This window comes from Thalassotalea litorea (assembly GCF_043642205.1).
In the GTDB taxonomy this organism is placed as follows: Bacteria; Pseudomonadota; Gammaproteobacteria; order Enterobacterales; family Alteromonadaceae; genus Thalassotalea_A; species Thalassotalea_A litorea.
In genome coordinates, this window is record NZ_JBHZSG010000053.1 from 1 (window position 1) to 18,109 (window position 18,109).

Consider the following 18,109-nt stretch of genomic DNA (forward strand, 5'->3'; position numbering starts at 1 on the left):
TTCTCTGCAATCAAAGCCTTGTCTAAAAGCCTTTAAATTCTCACTGAGTGAGCAATAATTTAATGGGATTGGTATAACGCTGCCGCCAGTTTCCGCTCAATGAACGGCCGTTCTATAACAAATCCCATTTCCAACAGCTGAAGAAAACTCATTTGACATAATTTATTCTCAAAAGTAAATATAGTAATCAATAAATTATTTACAGACGGTGAAATTGTGGTAATTTATTACTAGGTGAAATTTCGAGCAGTTTGATCCTATTAAGCTGTAGAAATTATGTCGCTGAAAATAACAACAACAGGAGAAAGCACAGTGCAACTTAATAAGATAGCAATGGTTCTTGCTTTATCAGGTATTTCTTCACAGGCTCTTGCCCAAGAAGCTACCGAAGCAATCAATACAGAGGAAGTAGAACGCATTGAAGTTACAGGTTCCAGTATTAAACGTACGAGCCTTGAGGGTGATTTACCGGTAACCGTCATCAGTAAAGCTGAGATTGACGCCGCCGGCATTACCTCAGCCGATCAATTATTACTGCAAATGAATATCGCCTCAAACTCTAACGACAACCTGGCCAGTAACGCGGGAATTGTTGGTGGCGAAGAACGTGGTAATAACGGCGCTTCGAGTGCTAATTTAAGACAACAAGGCGCAAGTTCAACCTTAGTCCTACTTAATGGCCGTCGGGTTGCTACCCATGGCTTAAAAGGTCGTTCTGTTGATCTAAATTCCATTCCATTTGCTGCGATTGAACGAGTTGAAGTGCTTCGCGATGGTGCTTCTGCCGTATATGGTACTGATGCTATCGGTGGTGTTATCAACTTTATCCTTAAAAAGAATTATCAAGGTGCTGAATTAGGCGGTCTCGCTGACGTTACTGAAGATGGTGGTGGCGATATTTATCGTTTTACGTTCGTGGGTGGTTTCGGCGATCTGAACAGCGATGGTTTTAACGTTATGGCCACGGCATCCTATAAAGATGTAAAAATCTTAAATGGCGATGACCGAGATTTCACCAACACATTCCAGCCTGACAGAGGCCTGTCGCCCGATACGCGTGGCGCACCATTTGCTTCCATTAATGACCGCTGGAGCAGCCCAAACGATCCAACCAGTAGTCACTACAATCTAATTGGTAGTGGTCTAATCAACCCGGAAACTGGCCTTGAAAACAGCGTACTAAACGTAATGGCTTTACCGGGTCAACCAGGTTGTGACGCATTCCCAAATATGGATGTTGATACCGGCGCATTATGGAACCGAGCAAATGAAACCGTAAGCTGTGCATGGGACTATCCTCGCGCCTCGGTTTTACAACAACCTGTTGAAAGCATTGATTTAGTTACCAGAGGTACGGCAAAGCTCACTGAAGATCTTGAAGGTTTTATCGAATTTGTTGGCTCAGAAGTCACCACGAAGAAAACGTTCGAACCAAATCAAATTACCCCGTGGTCTATTGGTAATGGTGATTGGGAAACTTTCGGCGGCGGTTGGTATCCCAGTACTGGTGCGTCATACGACTATATTGTAGATGCCCTATCTTCCTATTACGGCGCCGAGCAGTTAAATATTGGTGCACCTATTGCCTATCGATGGCGTTGTATGGATTGTGGCCCACGTGAAATTGAAACAACCACAAAAGCGTACAAGTTACAGTTGGGCCTCGACGGTTCGTGGGATGACTGGGATTACAAAGTCGGTTTATCACGTTCGTCTAATGAAGCGGATTCTGAGTTGGGTGGAGGTTATCATTATACCGAGATGCTAGCTCAAGCTATCGGTACCGGTCTGGTGAGTCCCTTCTTATTGCCAGGTGAATCGCAAACCGCAGAAGGTATGGCGGCAATCGAAGCGGCATCGGCACGCGGTGTTGTCCTGTTTGGCGGTGAAACCGTTATGACTCAGTTTGACGCGTCAATCACCGGCGATACAGGGTTTGAACTTGGTTTAAGCGGTGACTCTATTTATGTTGCAGCAGGGGTTGATATTCGCCGTGAAGAATATAAATTTAACGGCGATCGTCGTGCCTCAGAAAGTCGTCCTGACATCTATGGTGCGCCATTTGATGATGCCAATGCATTAGATAATGTTCATCGCACGATTCAAGCGGTATTTGTTGAGGCATTAATCCCGATTGTTGAATCGTTTGAATTGAACTTAGCAGTTCGTCATGATGATTACTCAGGTTTTGGGGGCACAACCAACCCTAAATATGGTTTTACCTGGAAGCCACACGACAGCGTGTTATTCCGTGGCGCCTATAGTACCGGCTTCCGTGTACCCACGTTTAACCAGTTATTTAATGGCATCACAGAAGAACCATACACAGGCTTAGACTTTGCAGATCCAGCCGTTTGTGCCGGTGGTATTGTGCAGGTTGATGACCCTCAGTGTCAGCCAATTCAACCTACAATTCTCTATGGTGGTAAACCGGACTTAGGTCCAGAAGAATCAGAACAAGCTAGCTTAGGTTTTGTTTGGGCTCCTTTTGATGATTTCAGCATGAATGTTGATTGGTGGGAAATCATTATTGAAGGTACCATTCAGGTACCAGGTCGTGATGATCTAGTTGAAAACTATGATGTGTTCGAAGAAAACTTTATTCGTGATAGTTCTGGTGAGTTAATCTCAATTGACCAACGTTACGTTAACGCTGGTGAGCGCAATACCAGTGGTGTTGAGTTTGGTGCTAAATATGCAACGGATATCGGCGGTGGTCAGCTTTCCGTTAATTTTAACGGTAGTTACCTGATTGAAGATAAGAAAAAGCTTCTGGATGATGCACCATTCGGTGATAACTTAGTGGGTACCCATTCTCGCGGTAATATTCCACTTCGTTGGAAGCACACATTAGCGTTCAACTACAATTACGAAGATTTTACGGTGAATTTAACTCAAGTTTTCCGTGATAGCTATGATGACGAAGTACCACCAGGTATCGAATCTGGCGAAATCAACCCACCAAACTGGGATCCAGAAGTCGATAGTTACACCGTCTACAACACCAGTGTCCAGTACACCGGTTGGGATCATTTAAGCCTGACTTTTGGTATTAAAAATCTTTTGGATGAAGAGCCACCATTTACCGCTCACCAAAATGACTTTTCACCAGGTGCAGCCTTTGATCCTCGTGTAGCAGATCCTCGCGGTCGAGCCTACACACTTCACGCAACCTATACCTTTTAATCTCCCAGGTTTAGGTTAATAAAAGCGGCTGATTTTTCTCAGCCGCTTTTTTTTGCTTTTGTTAACCATAAGTGCATCCGAGTGATGAATTTGGCCGCTAAGGGCGAATCAAGACTGCGATATAATCATGGATTAAAGCCAACGTCTGACTCTGGCTTTATAGGCTAAATACTCCTGCTTAAATATACTCTCGAGAACGCGTTCTTCGGGCTGTATCTGCCAACGGTCTAAATAAATCACAAAAACAGGTACCAGCAATGCCGCAGATAGTGAGGCAAGAAACACGCACCACCCAGCTAAAATGAGAGCAAACCCTAAATACATTGGGTTACGACTAAACCGGTAAATCCCATGCACCACCAAACTGGATGTTTGCCGCGGAAATCTTGGATCTACGCTGGTTTGCTGGCGACGAAATCCAATAACGCCTAAAAATATAATACTCAGCGCGGCGACTAACACGCCTGCAGCAATGATATTGCTGAGTGTGATTTCAAACATGGGATACTCAGGGTGACGTAAAAACCATGTGCCTCCAATAAAAGCTATCAACAACAGTACCGGTGGGATTTTTAATTCAAGAGACTTCATTGCGCTTTCCTTATCGTCAGTAACTGTTGGGCAGGCAACCTTAGCTGATAATATGTTTCAATAAATCTCGTCAATTCGTCAACATCAAAAAGCGTTAATCCTTTTCGCGAAAATTGAGACAGGTGTTTTTCATCAGGAAAACTGTAATAACCCTCTTCACCGTCTTGTGCAGAAGTCTGTACCGACTTATCGCTCTGCAATGTTTGTAGATATTGAAGAATAAGGTCTGGCGCCGACAAATAAAGGTTTAAAACATGCCATAAATAAGATTTTGACGTTTGCACCTGCATTTGGCTTTGGGTGATAACGCTCCCAGTATCGATGCCATCGTCATCGATGGTATGCAATGTGGTACCGATTTCCCGTTCACTGTTTAACATCGCCCAAAATGTTGCCATAACGCCACGATACTGTGGTAATAATCCAGAATGCAGATTGATAACACCGAAACGCGGCACCTTAATTGCTTCCGCTTTAAGAATTTTGCCAAAGCGAATGCTGATGATCAGATCCGGATTGGTGCTCGCTAACGTTTCTATGCCTGATGCTTGATTGATATCATTTAACGTAGCAATTGGTTTTTGAGTATAACGCTGCAATTGATTGAAGCCGAGAAAAGCGTTTGAATCTGCTGTTCTTTGCTCTTGGTCAAGCAGCGGCAAAATAAATTTTGACTCAAGATCAGCAAGTAATTTAAGGGGGCCTGCTTGGCGCTTCGGATTCCCGACCTTATCGGATACGAACACGGTCACCTGGTGCTCGTGTAACTGAGGTAATATTAAATTGAGAGCAAAATTACTGGGTAAATCCTTGTTAACCAAAAATGTAATGTTCAAATTTACCTCTTCGAACTCTTTAAATGTTTATTTTCTTATTAAATCAATTAATTTGGCCAATAAACAGCCTAATAACTTAGAAATTTTCAACTACACTAAAAACTCAAGGAATAATAATTAAATGCCAAATGAAAAACACACCGAGCCCACAAGGCAGACTGAGCCGGCTCTTCGATAAAAAACACCAACAGATTCGTTTCAAGTATCGTCTGTTAACCGCCAAGAGTCGGGTTTTACCAGACTTTTTAATATTAGGTGCGCGCTATTCCGGCACCGCAAGCCTGATTAAATTAATCAATGAACACCCTAAATTACATGGCACCTGCCAATCCCAAATTCATTATTTTGACGGCGGCCTATTTCCAGAAAAAGATAATTTTTCGAAAGGTGAACACTGGTACCGCGCCCACTTCCCAATGCGCAAAGAAATGCCCAATGGTCACCAGGCTTTTGAGGCCTCAACCTTTTACAGCTTTCACCCCCTTGCGGCGAAACGACTCCATAGCTTGATCCCCAAGGTCAAAATAATATTTGTTCTGAGAAACCCTGTGGACAGAGCAATACATCATTACCTGGATTCCAAGCGACATAATCGAGAATACCTGCCCTTTATTAATGCTTTGCAAATCGAAGAGAAAAGGTTGGCCTGGACATTAAAAAATAAAGACTATAAAAGTGGTACATTCATTCATGCGACCTATAAATCCCGGGGGCATTATCAAGAGCAAATTGAACGATACCTGAAATTGTTTCCGAAAGAGCAAATTAAACTGGTAAGCATTGAAGAATTGAAGCGCGCCCCTAACAAGGTACTGCTGGACGTATATCGTTTTCTTGGCGTAGAAAATATCGATATGAGAATCGATTCAATTCACCTACCACAAGCCGAACTCGAGCAGGAGCCTGAAGTAAGAAGCTACTTGAAGAATTATTTTAGTAAGCGAAATCAGGCGTTTTATGAGTTTTCAGGGAAATCGTTTAACTGGTAACAACCCTATATTTTAACTTAAGAGGTTTTAATAAATGGATTCACTTCTCATCAAAATCTGAAGCCGAAAGTATAGGAAAGAATACCATCGCTATTTTCAAATCGGGAGGCGATGACGGTATCAAACAACTTGGTTTTTAACACCACGCCATAAGCAATGTGATCGTCCCGAGGAACTTTTTCTGAACCCACGAATCGATACTCAATGAAAGGTTCAACAAAATCGAAACGATAGGCCGTTTTTATCGAAACATATTCTCGCCAATTTGAATTAACCCATTCCAATCGACACGCGTGACAATCTCCTTGCCGCTCCTCAATCAACCACCGCTCTTTCGTATCTTCACCAAATACATTGATCGAGAAATCAAACTGTTTGTATTGATAGCCGCCCCCTAGCGTAAAGCCAATGTAGTCAGCAATATCTGCCCGTGTTGCATAAATAAGGTTTTCGGTAAAAAAGTTGCCAAACTGATAGCGAAATGTATATTGAATACCAACTTCGTTATCCGTCGTTAGCTTAGAAACATTCGCACCACCGCGATACCGTAACGATATTTCGTGGTAATTTTCAGCCCAGCACAAACTACTTAGTAACGAGAGAAACAGCACAATTATTTTTATCATAACGAGCCTTACCGTGTCGGAGAATCATCCTTGGGGAAAACGGCAGTCCTTTTACAACAAGTTACGTCTGGCTAAATCAAGTAAAAATGCGCCCACAAGTCAGGCTTACTATACATAGGGGATACAAAAATTCAGCAAGTCGCCATAGGATATGAAATTAAAACGTCACTGTTTCATGGGGGACAAACATTCATCGTTTGTCGATGGCAATTATTAAAAGTGTAGGTGAGAAAAAAATATTTCCCAATAAAAAATCGGGAATATTTTCTTAATAAAAATAAGGAATTAGTTGATATAAATAGAATGCAGGACTACATAGTCCTGCATTGTTTGAATCGTCTTTAAATGGATGTATGGTTTAGGAGTGCGAACCTTCTATCAGCTTACGACCGGTAATAAATTCTGCCAGCATGACCCAGTCGCCAAGAAAGCTAAACCAGGGATATATGAATGTTGCAGGTCTGTTTTTCTCGAAAAAGAAATGTCCCACCCAGGCAAAACCATAGCCAAGTATGGGAAGCAAAAGCAAATACAATGCTTTACCCGTCACCAGAATATATATCATAGTGGCAATCACCAAAAGGCTGCCGATGTAATGCAATGCACGACAGGTTTTATCTTCGTGCTGAGATAAATAAAATGGATAAAACTCCCGAAAAGTCTGATATTTTTTATCTGTCATAACACTCTACTACTCTTGCTTATGTTGTCTTTTCACGATAATGAATCATTAATGGTCCGGTCACTTTTCCTACCGTAACCTCTTTCACTACCTGATAATCACATTCTTGAAAAAAATCACGATATTTATCACTGGTGACATAAATAGCAACGCCTTCACTGTCCGGGTTTTCCTCTAACACGGTATTGACCGCAGCGACCAGATAATGACCAAAACCTAAATGTTGATGCAGCGGGTGAACCGCAATAAACGATAACATGTGAAATTGCTGCAGCGGTACTGAATCGATGATAAGTTGCTCTTTCTCGATCATTTGTCGAGTACTAAAATACCCGGCGCCAAGCATCATTTTCAATCGCCAGTGCCAAAACCTATCACTACCTAACCCGCGTCCGGGGCTATTAATGCACGCTACCCCGACTAATGCCTCGCCCAGATACAACCCAAGGATTGGTTGTTTTGCTTGCCAAAACGCTGCCAATTCTTCTCGAATGGTCGCCCTTAACCGTTGCTCATAACTGCTGTCTTGCGCATCAAAGATGTCCATAAAAACCGGATCATCCTGATACGCCTGAAACAGCAAAGACGCTGCTATTTTAATTTCACTGGCAGGTAAATACGACGCTCTGATATCGTTGTCTGTGGCTACTTTCACATCGTTCATGACAAGTTCACTCATTATTTGCGGCTGCACGGTAGACTGTGCTCTTACATCCCCAATAGTAGTGAGCAGAACCGATGTTGCGGCGCTCTGGTTGTGTCACTACTTAATCACCATATCAGGGAATTTTAAATATACCAACCCTTTATGAGTAGAGGCCTGATAATTGAGACTAAGCAATATCGTCCGCAGGGACTGGTCAATAAAGCATGATTAAATCCTTGCTGACAACAGCATTAGCAAACCACGTAATACCAATCACATTAAATTATTGCTCACTCAGTGAGAATTTAAAGGCTTTTAGACAAGGCTTTGATTGCAGAGAATGGTTATTCCATTGTCTCAAAAACAGCCAAAATCAGTAACGTAGTCCTAACGCCTTTAAAACTCACCCGTAGGGAGTTTAGCCAACGCAAGCACCTTCTTAATTTCGAAGCGATCGCAGAAAATGGACAGTATTTTAGTCAAATCAATAAGTTACTTTTTGCTTCTGCTTGACAGGTAAAAACCTGCAAAACCACAACTATAATGATTACTATTCAGGTAAAAACGTTGAGGCTCATAACATGGATCTGTCACATCATAATTTGCAAAATTTGTTCGCACAATTAGGGTTAGATAACCAACCAGACAGTATTAATCAATTCATTGAACAACATCGGGGATTGGCATCCGAAATACGGATCGAAGAAGCAAGTTTTTGGACAGCATCACAAGCAAGTTTTCTGCAAGAATCACTCAATGATGATTCGGATTGGTGTGACGTTGTTGATGTGTTAGATAGTATGTTGCGATAGATAAAACAGGCGCCATGTGGCGCCCGAACACAGAACGATAACGCTGCTTTACAGCTGTGCGAGTGCTTTATCGCCCCAGCTCACTAAAACTTTATCTTTAAAAATCAATGGCGTGCATTCATCTTTTGTTGTCATGCTGTCAGCATGTTTACGATTCGTGCGGTAGTATAGCACTTGAATATTGTCGCCATTTTTTTCATAGGTTTCATTGAAATCTGGCACTCCCATTTTTTTCTTAACAGCGGTAAAACTCATGTTCTCTTCAAGCTCGGCAAGATTTTTACGGTTTTCGTATGCAGCATCATGACCAGAATGAATTGCGTTTGCATCCCAGTCACCTTTGCCATCAACGGCAATTACACAACCTGTCAATGCAGCCGACAACGGCGCCATTACTAACAATGCAATTAGAGTTTTTTTCATGGTTTTACCTTTATAATTTATTGGGCGATGTTAATCGCGAAAACAGATTCCCTGGTGACAAAATGCCAGTTCGAAACGCCCTGAACATTGTCATTGGTTTTAATCATCAACTAAATACCGATGCCAAACCGTCGTTGACATCAATTTACAATTACAGACAAAGCAAGTAACTTGCCAAAAACACAAGTCATTGTATTTTAAGGGTATTTTAAAAACCCCTAGCATTAAACGATGACAATGTTGGTGACTTTCGCTATTATTTAGCAAATTTCCCAATCTATGGGTGAAATTTAAGCATTAAAGGTAAAAACCTCTATGAGTCAGCAAGAAATCTACCAAATCGCTCATCAGTTAAACATACAGGGAAAAACGCCCACGGTTGCCCTGATCAAAAGCCAGTTATCGGTTGCCATGCCATTAACCGCCATCATTAAAGGGTTACAGCAATGGCAGAGAAATCCCAAACTCGGCGAAACTTCACAGCCTCAGGAAACAGCGGGATCCGCTTTAGCTGACAGTCAGGACGACTCAGCGTTGCACTTAGCTCAACAGGCACAACAACAAATACAAAATCTACAACAAAAGCTGCAGGCCATGGCGGTAGAGATAACACAATTAAAGCAAGAAGTTGAGGCGTTAAAGTCCGAACGCTAAGGCGCCAGATATTAGGCCAGATTTACTCCGTCTGGGTATCGCTATCGGGGACCAGTATCGTTAAAGAATCGAGAAACTCACTTAACGAATCCGCGAGTTTTTTACTTCCTTTTAGACCGACAGGTTCTACCCAGACACTGCCATCCTCATTGTCGACGACCAAATTGATATCGTCTTCATCGGTAATCGCAAAAAAGATGCTGATTGGTTGGCGCAGGCGTCGTTTCATTAGAACATGTCCGATGATATTTTGCTGGAGTCGCTCAAAATCTTCGAAATTCCACGCAAACAACAAGGACAACTGCCCATCTTCGCTCATCGCTTCAATGTTTTCACTGTAAGCAAAGCTAAAATATTCTTTGATACTTGGGTGTATTGTTTCTTCTAAAGCGTCCTCAACATTGGCAAACGTTAGCGATTCCTCAACTCGATGCGGTTGCCAGCGAGTAAGTTCGCCTTCCTTGACCGAATCCATTTCCACTGGAGATGGCCACTGACTATCGTGCTCTATCGATGGAAACTTGCCGAGTTTTTCCTGACATTGTTCAATAAATGTCGTTAACAGCTTATCTAAACTGGCTTGGGTTGCTGTCATTGCAGATGTCATAGTTATTGCCTTAGATTGTCCTGAGGGGTATGAATGTTGTGAACCTGCATTCCGCCGACCCTAAAAAATTGCTATTATACCGGTCTTTGCAGTCAAATTTAAAACGCTATGAGTAATTATCATGATGCCGATGAACTTAAGGCATTACTGTTAGGTAAAGAAACGACATATCAAAGCCAATACGATGCGACGTTATTACAAGGTGTACCTCGTAGTTTAAATCGTAACTCGCTGGCTGTAGACCAAGAAGCTTTGCCATTTTCAGGCGAAGATATCTGGTATGGCTTTGAGTTGTCCTGGCTCAACGACAATGGCCTGCCCCAGGTTGCCGTCGCAGAGTTTCGCTTTCCTTGTACCAGTATCAACATCGTTGAATCCAAATCGTTCAAGCTGTATCTCAACAGTTTCAATCAAAGCAAATATTCCGATTGGAAAACGGTACAACAGCGCCTTGAAATCGATTTATCTCGTGTTTGTGAAGGACAAGCCAGCGTTACTTTATTTGATGTAGAGCATTGCCCACCACTAGCAATCGCTCCCAGTGGTGAATACCAGCGTATCGATGAGCAGAATATTACTATTGACGATTATCAACTGAACCGAAACATGCTTCAGGGTGCTAGCATGGGTACAGAAATCGTTGAAGAAAAGTTGGTCAGTCATCTGTTAAAATCCAATTGTTTAATTACCAACCAACCTGACTGGGCTAGCATATACATCGACTATCGTGGCACTCAGATCGATCAAGAAAAACTATTGCGCTATTTAGTCTCATTCCGTCAGCATAATGAGTTTCACGAACAATGTGTGGAGCGAATTTTTGTCGATTTGATGGCGTTTTGCCAGTGTGAAGAGCTGACAGTTTATGCCAGATATACGCGCCGTGGGGGGTTAGACATCAACCCTTTTCGTTCAACTACGTTAGAAAAAGCGCCAAACAGACGAACTCTGAGGCAATAGCGATAGATATTTTTGCCATAATTTATAGTTAGTTACAGATTTTTTCACCCAAATCGAACATTTCTGATCTACACTGATCGTATACCTGAACACCGATTGCAAGCGCATTAATGTTGGCAAGCATCACGCTTAACAAGGTGTTTGGGTAATACCAATCACAATAAGTTTGTGCACAACTCAGAGTTAGGGCAGAGGTTCAGTTACAACATAGATTTTATTGATATAGTCATTCTATATTAATGAAGTATAGGGCCGTAAATGGGCCTCAGATAAACTCCCTACGGGTGAGTTTTAAAGGCATTTATCCTGCGTTACTGATTTTGGCCGATTTTGAGATAATGGAGCCACCATTCTCTGCAATCAAAGCCTTGCCTAAAAGCCTTTAAATTCTCACTGAGTGAGTAATAATTTAATGTGATTGGTATAACGTATAAAAACAACAATGTAGAGGTCAGTATGCAGTATGATTTAAATCCCGTCGGCGAAATGCGCCTGCTCTCCCCTTTAGAAGTTGATCAGTTACAACATTCTGCGAACAGCGAACTTTATCAGCTATATCGAAACTGCTCTTTGGCGGTGCTTAACGTCGGCAGCGATACCGATGATGCGGAAGCCATATATCAACGTTACAAAAATTTCGACATTGAAGTACTTAAACGCGAACGCGGGGTGAAAATCCATTTAATCAATCCCCCAAAACATGCCTTCGTCGATGGTAAAATCATTCGTGGTATCGCCGAACAACTGTCCGCAGTACTACGTGATATTTTATTTATCTCGAACCGCTATATGTGTATGCCACCGCCGCAATCAAGTAACCTGGCGACCCATATTGTGTTTGACATTATACGAAATGCCAATGTGATCAAACCTGATGCAGAGCCAAATTTAATTACCTGTTGGGGTGGCCATTCGATCAATGATACTGAATATAAGTACACCAAAGAAGTTGGCTACCAGTTAGGGCTGAGAGGTATTAATATTTGCACCGGCTGTGGTCCCGGGGCAATGAAAGGGCCGATGAAGGGTGCCACCTTTGGCCATGCTAAACAACGTAATTATCAAGGCCGCTATATCGGTCTGACCGAACCCAGTATTATTGCTGCCGAACCGCCGAATCCGATTGTAAATGAGCTGGTCATTATGCCGGATATCGAAAAGCGCCTGGAAGCGTTTGTGCGCCTCAGTCACGGCTTGATTATTTTCCCTGGTGGCGCCGGTACCGCTGAAGAATTACTGTTTGTACTGGGAATATTATTAAATCCAGCCAATCGCCAACAAAAACTACCGATTGTATTGACCGGGCCGAAAACCAGTGAGCAGTATTTTCGCGATCTTGATCAGTTTATCGGTAAAAACCTGGGTCCTCAGGCACAGTCGTTGTATACCATAATCATTGATGACGAACGGGAAGTTGCACAATATCTACAAAGTAAAGTGGCATCGGTGATTAATTATCGAAAAGCCGTAGGTGATGCCTATCACTATAACTGGTCACTACACATTGAAGAGGAATTCCAACAACCTTTTGAACCAACTCATGACAATATGGCGGCATTGAATTTAGAAAAGAATTTACCCGTTGGCGAACTTGCCGCTAACCTGAGGCGCGTATTTTCAGGCATCGTTGCCGGCAATGTAAAGCCTGAATGGGTCAAGCAGATTCGTGAAAAAGGTCCTTATCAAATATCTGGTAACAAAGAAATTATGACAGATATGGATAACCTGTTATCATCGTTTGTAAAACAACAACGTATGAAATTGCCAGGAAGCAAGTACGTGCCTTGTTACGACATTGTCTCTGATAACGAATAAACCATGCCAGCACATATAGTTTTAATTGATGCGATGAATTTAATCCGTCGGGTGTACGCGGTGCAAGAGCGCCCGTTTCACTATATGGATACGTTGTCCGACACGACCAAACAACAAATTGTTCACAACACTAAAATTCACACGGTGCAAGCCGTCAGAAAGATTCTAAACCATCAACAACCGACTCATGTACTGGCAGTTTTTGACAGTAACAGTCCCTGTTGGCGCTATCAGTTATATCCGGATTATAAAAAAGGCCGGAAAAAAATGCCTGAGCATCTTGAGCAAAGCTTGACCGATATTCAGGACGCATTGTTGGAGCTACAGGTCGATTCTCTTGTCTCAGATGATGATGAGGCGGATGATCTGATTGCAACGCTGGCGATTAAAGTTGCCTTGCGGGCACAGGATGTCACCATAATTTCTACCGACAAAGGGTTTCTCCCTCTGCTTTGTGAACATATCCGGGTTTTTGATCACTTTAATCAACGAGTTCTGGATGAACAATACGTAAGAGATAAATTTCAGGTGAAATCTACGCAGCTAATCGATCTATGGACATTGAGTGGTGATTCAACCAATAAAATTCCGGGTGTGCCTGGCATCGGACAAATTACTGCCGCTCAGTTATTGCAACAATACCATTCGTTAAAAGGTGTCCTCGATGCCTCGGATTTAAAGCAAAGTATGGCGATAAAACTGCAAGAGCATAAGCCTCAGATGCAACTATATCAGGAGCTGTTAACCCTAAAGAAAGACATTCCATTAGGGTTTAATCTCAAAGACATTCGTTTACAAAAACAAATGAATCAACAGGCTGTTTAATAAACATATATTTCTGCTAAATTAAGCAACAAACATCGAAACACGAACAAATTAACTGGATTTACACAATGAACAAGACCATCGCCTTCAGAATTTTAATTGCGGTCGTTCTCTACGGCGTATTTGCTGCCGCAGTATTGCATTTTCATGAAGATGATAAGCCTCAGGATATGGGCTGGGAAGATCGGGAAGGCTATAACCGACAATACATTGCAAAATTGAATCTAAATGGTATTTCCGTGGATACAATTCTTGCTGAATTAGGAAGCCCGGATCTGACCGAAGCCAAAAAAGTGACCGTAAATAACTATCAGGTCATGTTTTATCGCACTCAACATCGCCACAGCGATGGCATCACTACTCAAGATGAATGCACGGCTCTATTGTTCAAAGACGGTGTGTTAGTCGGCATAGGTGAAACCGCTTATCTCGATTATAAAGAGCTCTAGTCTTTTTCTTAACCGTTGTTGGTAAAAGCAGGTATGCGCAATTACTTGCTTCTCCCCCTTTCATTTTCCTAAAACAACAAATTAATTCGTTAATTGTCAAATTTTGTTCGTTTTGTAGGATTATTACGAAATAACGCCTATTTCCCCCGTGAAAACTGGAATCATCTGACCAGTCATGGTATAAAGCCGCCATAAAAATTTCTGCTGAAGTTTTTCAAAATTTTTTCCATCTTTTTGTAATACTCTAACAGGCAGTATTTGTAATATTTCTAACATTGTTAAGGCTATTTCCATGACTAAACAAACTATCACGGTTATCCCTGGTGACGGCATCGGTCCCAGTATTATTGATTCATGTTTAAAAGTGCTAGATAAAGCAGGTTGTAATTTCGAATATGAATTTGCGGATGCCGGTTTGGCAGCTTTGGAAAAACATGGTGAGTTGGTTCCTGAAGAAACCATCAAGTTGATTGAAAAAAACAAAATTACCTTAAAAGGTCCACTAACCACACCAGTTGGTGAAGGTTTTACGTCAATCAATGTTACCTTGCGTAAGCAGTTTAAACTTTACGCAAACTTGCGTCCTGTTCTCTCTTTCAAAGGTACTCGTGCTCGTTACGAGAATATCGATATCCTGACTATCCGTGAGAATACCGAAGGTATGTACTCAGGTTTAGGTCAAACCGTTTCTGCAGACGGTTCACAAGCGGAAGCGATGAGCTTAATCACTCGTGACGGTGCTGAGCGCATCGTAACGTTCGCTTATGAGACTGCTCGTAAAGAAGGTCGTAAGAAAGTTACTGCTGTTCACAAAGCAAATATCCTGAAATCAACGTCAGGCTTGTTCCTGAAAGTTGCCCGTGAAGTTGGCGAGCGTTACCCTGATATTGAATCTGCGGAAATGATCGTTGATAACTGTTGTATGCAGCTTGTTATGAATCCAGAGCAGTTTGACGTGATTGTAACCACTAACTTATTTGGTGATATCATTTCAGACCTATGTGCTGGTCTTGTTGGTGGCCTTGGTATGGCACCCGGTGCAAACATCGGTAAAGACTGTGCTATTTTTGAAGCGGTACACGGCAGTGCCCCTGATATTGCCGGTAAAAATCTTGCCAATCCAAGTTCCGTTATTTTGGCGTCAATCCAAATGCTAGAGTACTTAGGTATGAACGATAAAGCGTCTGCTATCCGCAATGCGGTAAAAGATGTTATCGAATCTGCTGACCGTACAACTCGTGATTTAGGTGGTGTTCACGGCACTACTGATTTCACTGACGCGGTACTTGAGCGCCTGTAAGGCATATCCAGTATCAATAAAGAAAAGCGACTTCGGTCGCTTTTTTTGTTTTAAGCAGATACTGTTTTAACCACAGTGTAACGTTGAACACTGTTCTATTTAAGGAGTATCACTCTGCATTTCAGGTGGTCTAGGTAGTTCGACATCATGTCGATGATTCCAGAATTCGACAATCTTCCCTTCATTATTGAATCGAAACACATTAATAATGGCAACGCCGTCTATTTCTGTCATACCTTTTGCTTTGGCTTCATCATTTGGCTCAAAATAAAGTAACCAACGCGTTGCAACCTTATCATCTTCCGCAATTTGATAATCAATTTTTCCAGTCATCTTGCCGAAGCTATGAAACATATCAGCAATTTCTTTTTGGGCAATCGCCTGTTCCTTTATCCCCTTGCGTGGGCCAACGTCATGCACAACATAAGCGTCTGCCACATAGTCTGTGTACTTTTCAGTATTATTTGTAAACCAAAGATCTTGATAAAAATTTTTCGCCAATGATTTATTACGTTCCACTACAGATTCGGCGTTAACGTTGACGCATGTAAAAATCATCGTTAAAGCTAACAGCATGTTTCTCATGATTTTTTCCTCGATTAATCGTCAAAAGTATAGCCATGTTTAGTGATTTGGAAAATATTAGCAAAGCTGCCAATACGGATATGAGTTTCAATGATGCATGTTGTTCTGACGTGAAGAGAATCGGTTTAAATGATATTTAACAAAAGTGATAACTAACCAATAGCGAAATGTATTTACTTTTAACAGGTAATCGCAGGAAATTGACCGTTAAACCTGCAACCATATTATATTCGAAGTCGACATCGGCTCACTCCTTACACAAATTTGACGTTAACTAGCTGAAAAGGTTAATGTCTCTTGAGCGAACATCGATCGTTCAAATCCTCCTTTCCAATATCATAATATCTTCAAGGAACGAAATTGATAATCCGAAACGCCATAATAAGTTTGGCTTTAACTTACTCTACAGCTTCGATCGCTGATGAAATAAATTTAAATGATATAGATGCTGTTTTCTCCAATTTTAACGCGAACGGTCCAGGCTGCTCTGTAGCAATCACTCAAAACGGTAAGACTATTTTTGATAAAGGCTATGGGTTATCAAATCTGGAATACTCCACGCCTATCACAAGTGATAACCGCTTCTTAATTGGATCCACGTCGAAACAATTCACGGCATACGCCATCGCTCTGTTAGTTGAGGAAGAGAAAATCAGTCTTACCGACTCTTTATCCAAGTTTTTCCCTCAATTTCCAGAATATGCGAAAAGAATATTGGTATCTGACTTGATTCACCATACAAGTGGTATTCGAGACATGGATCATCTGACTTATTTGGGGGGATTTGGAGAGAGTATCGATTACACGGATAAGGATGCGATGACATTTTTAACGAGGCAAGAAGCGCTTAACTTCAACCCTGGGGAAGAATACATGTATTCGAACTCTAATTACTATCTTTTAGCCAAAATAGTAGAAGTTGTAACTAAGCAAAGTTTTAGGGAATTTACGACGGAAAATATATTTAAACCGCTTGGTATGAACCATTCTCATTTTAATGATAGTCACACTGAAGTCATTAAACTGCGTGCAAGCGGATACTGGCCTTCCGACAAGAGCTACTCATTGGCTTTTAATACAATGGATATTGTTGGCGCAAGTGGTTTATATACCACTAATAAAGACTTACAAGTTTGGTTTTCTGCGTTCCTGGAAGGTATATCAGGCACTAAGAATAAAAATATTTTTCGAGAGATGGTCAAAGTCGGGAAATATCGAAATGGTAAGAGTCTACATTATGCTTTCGGATTAGAAGTAGATAGTTTTAATGGAATGCAAAGAATTCATCATGGCGGTGGAGATGCGGGTTATAGAGCTATGAGCATGATCTTCCCTGCGAAAAAAACTGCTTTTGGAATTCTTTGTAATGATGGATATGTAAATACGATGAATTTAGCGCAAAAACTCTCGAATGTGGTATTTGAAGTTCAGGGTGAAGATACACAACGTGACGAACAACATAATAAAATTATTATCTCACAGGTAACTAATTTTCTTGGAGATTATTGGAGTGACGAGCTAAAGCAAAAGATTTCCTTAACCAAGGATAATGATTCTATTTTTTACCTGGTTAATAATCGAAATAAGTCTGAGGTTTATGGCCATGGGGAGTCAACCAATTCATTCAATGTTTATTCTTCTGACGGAATTCAAGCACAACTAACAATAAACCCCAATTCTTCGATTACAGTCATGACGATGCGTCATGGCCTTAAGAAATTGATTGAATATGAGAAAGTCAGCGAAGGGGTTTTTAGCTTGCCATCAGATTATACAGGGAAGTATTACTCACGAGAATTAGACAGTCATTATAAACTGACAGCGACTAATAATGGATTAATTCTAAACATGGCTGGAAGTGCACCTCATAAATTAGCAGCAATTAAAAAAGGTGTTTTTTCTGATAAGTATGGTCAAATAGTAGTAACGTTTGACTCTATTAGAGGCTTTTTATTAAGTTCGACCAGAGCTAAAAATATAGTATTTGAAAAAGTCGAAATTTAACTCTTTAGACTTTAACCTATTGACAGTGTTAATGTCTTCTGTGAGCGATCAGCAGTCATTCAAAGGGTAAATAATTTTAATGAAAAATCATTGTTGTGAACAAATGAATGATGCAGTAG

Annotated in this window: 19 protein-coding genes; 10 read left to right on the forward strand and 9 right to left on the reverse strand. The window is 41.3% G+C overall.

Annotation, left to right across the window (positions count from 1 at the left end):
• The first annotated feature begins 312 nt into the window (after positions 1–312).
• Positions 313–3,186 (forward strand): TonB-dependent receptor, encoded by a 2,874-nt coding sequence (locus ACHUFQ_RS15540; RefSeq protein ID WP_394176766.1) that lies wholly within the window; start codon positions 313–315, stop codon positions 3,184–3,186.
• Between the two features lie 132 nt (positions 3,187–3,318).
• Here the strand turns inward: ACHUFQ_RS15540 and ACHUFQ_RS15545 are convergent, their stop codons facing one another.
• A complete protein-coding gene (locus tag ACHUFQ_RS15545) occupies positions 3,319–3,777 on the reverse strand; it encodes a methyltransferase family protein (protein ID WP_394176767.1) in 459 nt (152 codons plus the stop codon).
• Complete coding sequence (locus ACHUFQ_RS15550; protein WP_394176768.1) at positions 3,774–4,529, reverse strand: formyl transferase; 756 nt, start codon at positions 4,527–4,529, stop codon at positions 3,774–3,776. Before ACHUFQ_RS15550 ends, ACHUFQ_RS15545 begins: the two co-directional genes overlap by 4 nt.
• A gap of 212 nt (positions 4,530–4,741) precedes the next feature.
• Here ACHUFQ_RS15550 and ACHUFQ_RS15555 point away from each other — a divergent pair, with 212 nt between their 5' ends.
• On the forward strand, positions 4,742–5,602 hold the full coding sequence (locus tag ACHUFQ_RS15555; RefSeq protein ID WP_394176769.1) for a sulfotransferase domain-containing protein: 861 nt from the start codon (positions 4,742–4,744) through the stop codon (positions 5,600–5,602).
• Between the two features lie 50 nt (positions 5,603–5,652).
• On the opposite strand, the gene ACHUFQ_RS15560 is transcribed toward ACHUFQ_RS15555, so the two are convergent.
• The 3 genes from ACHUFQ_RS15560 to ACHUFQ_RS15570 all read right to left on the reverse strand — a co-directional run bounded on the left by ACHUFQ_RS15560 (position 5,653) and on the right by ACHUFQ_RS15570 (position 7,589).
• Positions 5,653–6,228, reverse strand: a complete 576-nt coding sequence (locus ACHUFQ_RS15560) for a hypothetical protein (RefSeq protein WP_394176770.1) — start codon at positions 6,226–6,228, stop codon at positions 5,653–5,655.
• Between the two features lie 358 nt (positions 6,229–6,586).
• Positions 6,587–6,910, reverse strand: coding sequence for an Mpo1-like protein (locus tag ACHUFQ_RS15565; RefSeq protein ID WP_394176771.1), 324 nt, complete (start codon positions 6,908–6,910; stop codon positions 6,587–6,589).
• A gap of 19 nt (positions 6,911–6,929) precedes the next feature.
• Positions 6,930–7,589: a GNAT family N-acetyltransferase gene (locus ACHUFQ_RS15570; RefSeq protein WP_394176772.1), complete on the reverse strand. Its 660-nt coding sequence runs from the start codon at positions 7,587–7,589 to the stop codon at positions 6,930–6,932.
• Positions 7,590–8,137: 548 nt separating this feature from the next.
• Here ACHUFQ_RS15570 and ACHUFQ_RS15575 point away from each other — a divergent pair.
• Complete coding sequence (locus tag ACHUFQ_RS15575) at positions 8,138–8,368, forward strand: DUF2789 domain-containing protein (protein WP_394176773.1); 231 nt, start codon at positions 8,138–8,140, stop codon at positions 8,366–8,368.
• A 48-nt stretch (positions 8,369–8,416) separates the two neighbouring features.
• On the opposite strand, the gene ACHUFQ_RS15580 is transcribed toward ACHUFQ_RS15575, so the two are convergent.
• Entirely contained in the window at positions 8,417–8,791 is a 375-nt protein-coding gene (locus ACHUFQ_RS15580; protein WP_394176774.1) for a DUF3192 domain-containing protein, read from the reverse strand.
• 315 nt (positions 8,792–9,106) lie between these two features.
• Here ACHUFQ_RS15580 and ACHUFQ_RS15585 point away from each other — a divergent pair, with 315 nt between their 5' ends.
• Positions 9,107–9,445 carry a hypothetical protein gene (locus ACHUFQ_RS15585; RefSeq protein WP_394176775.1) on the forward strand — a complete coding sequence of 113 codons (339 nt, stop codon included), beginning with the start codon at positions 9,107–9,109 and terminating at the stop codon, positions 9,443–9,445.
• A gap of 22 nt (positions 9,446–9,467) precedes the next feature.
• Here ACHUFQ_RS15585 and syd read toward each other — a convergent pair whose 3' ends face one another.
• Positions 9,468–10,052, reverse strand: coding sequence for a SecY-interacting protein (syd, locus tag ACHUFQ_RS15590; RefSeq protein ID WP_394176776.1), 585 nt, complete (start codon positions 10,050–10,052; stop codon positions 9,468–9,470).
• Between the two features lie 108 nt (positions 10,053–10,160).
• Between syd and queF the strand changes: the two genes are divergently transcribed.
• The 4 genes from queF (at position 10,161) to ACHUFQ_RS15610 (ending at position 14,101) form a co-directional block, all read left to right on the forward strand.
• Positions 10,161–11,012, forward strand: a complete 852-nt coding sequence (gene queF, locus ACHUFQ_RS15595; protein WP_394176777.1) for an NADPH-dependent 7-cyano-7-deazaguanine reductase QueF — start codon at positions 10,161–10,163, stop codon at positions 11,010–11,012.
• 456 nt (positions 11,013–11,468) lie between these two features.
• A complete protein-coding gene (gene ppnN, locus ACHUFQ_RS15600; RefSeq protein ID WP_394176778.1) occupies positions 11,469–12,827 on the forward strand; it encodes a nucleotide 5'-monophosphate nucleosidase PpnN in 1,359 nt (452 codons plus the stop codon).
• A gap of 3 nt (positions 12,828–12,830) precedes the next feature.
• Complete coding sequence (gene xni / locus ACHUFQ_RS15605) at positions 12,831–13,652, forward strand: flap endonuclease Xni (RefSeq protein ID WP_394176779.1); 822 nt, start codon at positions 12,831–12,833, stop codon at positions 13,650–13,652.
• A 68-nt stretch (positions 13,653–13,720) separates the two neighbouring features.
• Complete coding sequence (locus ACHUFQ_RS15610) at positions 13,721–14,101, forward strand: DUF3192 domain-containing protein (protein ID WP_394176780.1); 381 nt, start codon at positions 13,721–13,723, stop codon at positions 14,099–14,101.
• 123 nt (positions 14,102–14,224) lie between these two features.
• On the opposite strand, the gene ACHUFQ_RS15615 is transcribed toward ACHUFQ_RS15610, so the two are convergent.
• A complete protein-coding gene (locus ACHUFQ_RS15615) occupies positions 14,225–14,395 on the reverse strand; it encodes a hypothetical protein (RefSeq protein WP_394176781.1) in 171 nt (56 codons plus the stop codon).
• Here ACHUFQ_RS15615 and ACHUFQ_RS15620 point away from each other — a divergent pair.
• On the forward strand, positions 14,394–15,401 hold the full coding sequence (locus ACHUFQ_RS15620) for an isocitrate dehydrogenase (protein WP_394176782.1): 1,008 nt from the start codon (positions 14,394–14,396) through the stop codon (positions 15,399–15,401). The two genes, ACHUFQ_RS15615 and ACHUFQ_RS15620, sit on opposite strands and share 2 nt — an antisense overlap.
• A 99-nt stretch (positions 15,402–15,500) precedes the next feature.
• Here the strand turns inward: ACHUFQ_RS15620 and ACHUFQ_RS15625 are convergent, their stop codons facing one another.
• Complete coding sequence (locus ACHUFQ_RS15625) at positions 15,501–15,986, reverse strand: nuclear transport factor 2 family protein (RefSeq protein WP_394176783.1); 486 nt, start codon at positions 15,984–15,986, stop codon at positions 15,501–15,503.
• A 360-nt stretch (positions 15,987–16,346) separates the two neighbouring features.
• On the opposite strand from ACHUFQ_RS15625, the gene ACHUFQ_RS15630 reads away from it, so the two are divergent.
• Positions 16,347–17,990 carry a serine hydrolase domain-containing protein gene (locus ACHUFQ_RS15630; protein ID WP_394176784.1) on the forward strand — a complete coding sequence of 548 codons (1,644 nt, stop codon included), beginning with the start codon at positions 16,347–16,349 and terminating at the stop codon, positions 17,988–17,990.
• Positions 17,991–18,109 lie beyond the last annotated feature (119 nt).

What these genes read in the sequence shown, in the direction of transcription:
- ACHUFQ_RS15545 (WP_394176767.1), bottom strand. Translation starts at nt 3,777, where the DNA reads ATGAAGTCTCTTGAATTAAAAATCCCACCGGTACTGTTGTTGATAGCT.
- ACHUFQ_RS15555 (WP_394176769.1), top strand. Translation starts at nt 4,742, where the DNA reads ATGAAAAACACACCGAGCCCACAAGGCAGACTGAGCCGGCTCTTCGAT.
- ACHUFQ_RS15560 (WP_394176770.1), bottom strand. Translation starts at nt 6,228, where the DNA reads ATGATAAAAATAATTGTGCTGTTTCTCTCGTTACTAAGTAGTTTGTGC.
- ACHUFQ_RS15565 (WP_394176771.1), bottom strand. Translation starts at nt 6,910, where the DNA reads ATGACAGATAAAAAATATCAGACTTTTCGGGAGTTTTATCCATTTTAT.
- ACHUFQ_RS15570 (WP_394176772.1), bottom strand. Translation starts at nt 7,589, where the DNA reads ATGAGTGAACTTGTCATGAACGATGTGAAAGTAGCCACAGACAACGAT.
- ACHUFQ_RS15575 (WP_394176773.1), top strand. Translation starts at nt 8,138, where the DNA reads ATGGATCTGTCACATCATAATTTGCAAAATTTGTTCGCACAATTAGGG.
- ACHUFQ_RS15580 (WP_394176774.1), bottom strand. Translation starts at nt 8,791, where the DNA reads ATGAAAAAAACTCTAATTGCATTGTTAGTAATGGCGCCGTTGTCGGCT.
- ACHUFQ_RS15585 (WP_394176775.1), top strand. Translation starts at nt 9,107, where the DNA reads ATGAGTCAGCAAGAAATCTACCAAATCGCTCATCAGTTAAACATACAG.
- syd (WP_394176776.1), bottom strand. Translation starts at nt 10,052, where the DNA reads ATGACATCTGCAATGACAGCAACCCAAGCCAGTTTAGATAAGCTGTTA.
- queF (WP_394176777.1), top strand. Translation starts at nt 10,161, where the DNA reads ATGAGTAATTATCATGATGCCGATGAACTTAAGGCATTACTGTTAGGT.
- ppnN (WP_394176778.1), top strand. Translation starts at nt 11,469, where the DNA reads ATGCAGTATGATTTAAATCCCGTCGGCGAAATGCGCCTGCTCTCCCCT.
- xni (WP_394176779.1), top strand. Translation starts at nt 12,831, where the DNA reads ATGCCAGCACATATAGTTTTAATTGATGCGATGAATTTAATCCGTCGG.
- ACHUFQ_RS15610 (WP_394176780.1), top strand. Translation starts at nt 13,721, where the DNA reads ATGAACAAGACCATCGCCTTCAGAATTTTAATTGCGGTCGTTCTCTAC.
- ACHUFQ_RS15620 (WP_394176782.1), top strand. Translation starts at nt 14,394, where the DNA reads ATGACTAAACAAACTATCACGGTTATCCCTGGTGACGGCATCGGTCCC.
- ACHUFQ_RS15615 (WP_394176781.1), bottom strand. Translation starts at nt 14,395, where the DNA reads ATGGAAATAGCCTTAACAATGTTAGAAATATTACAAATACTGCCTGTT.
- ACHUFQ_RS15625 (WP_394176783.1), bottom strand. Translation starts at nt 15,986, where the DNA reads ATGAGAAACATGCTGTTAGCTTTAACGATGATTTTTACATGCGTCAAC.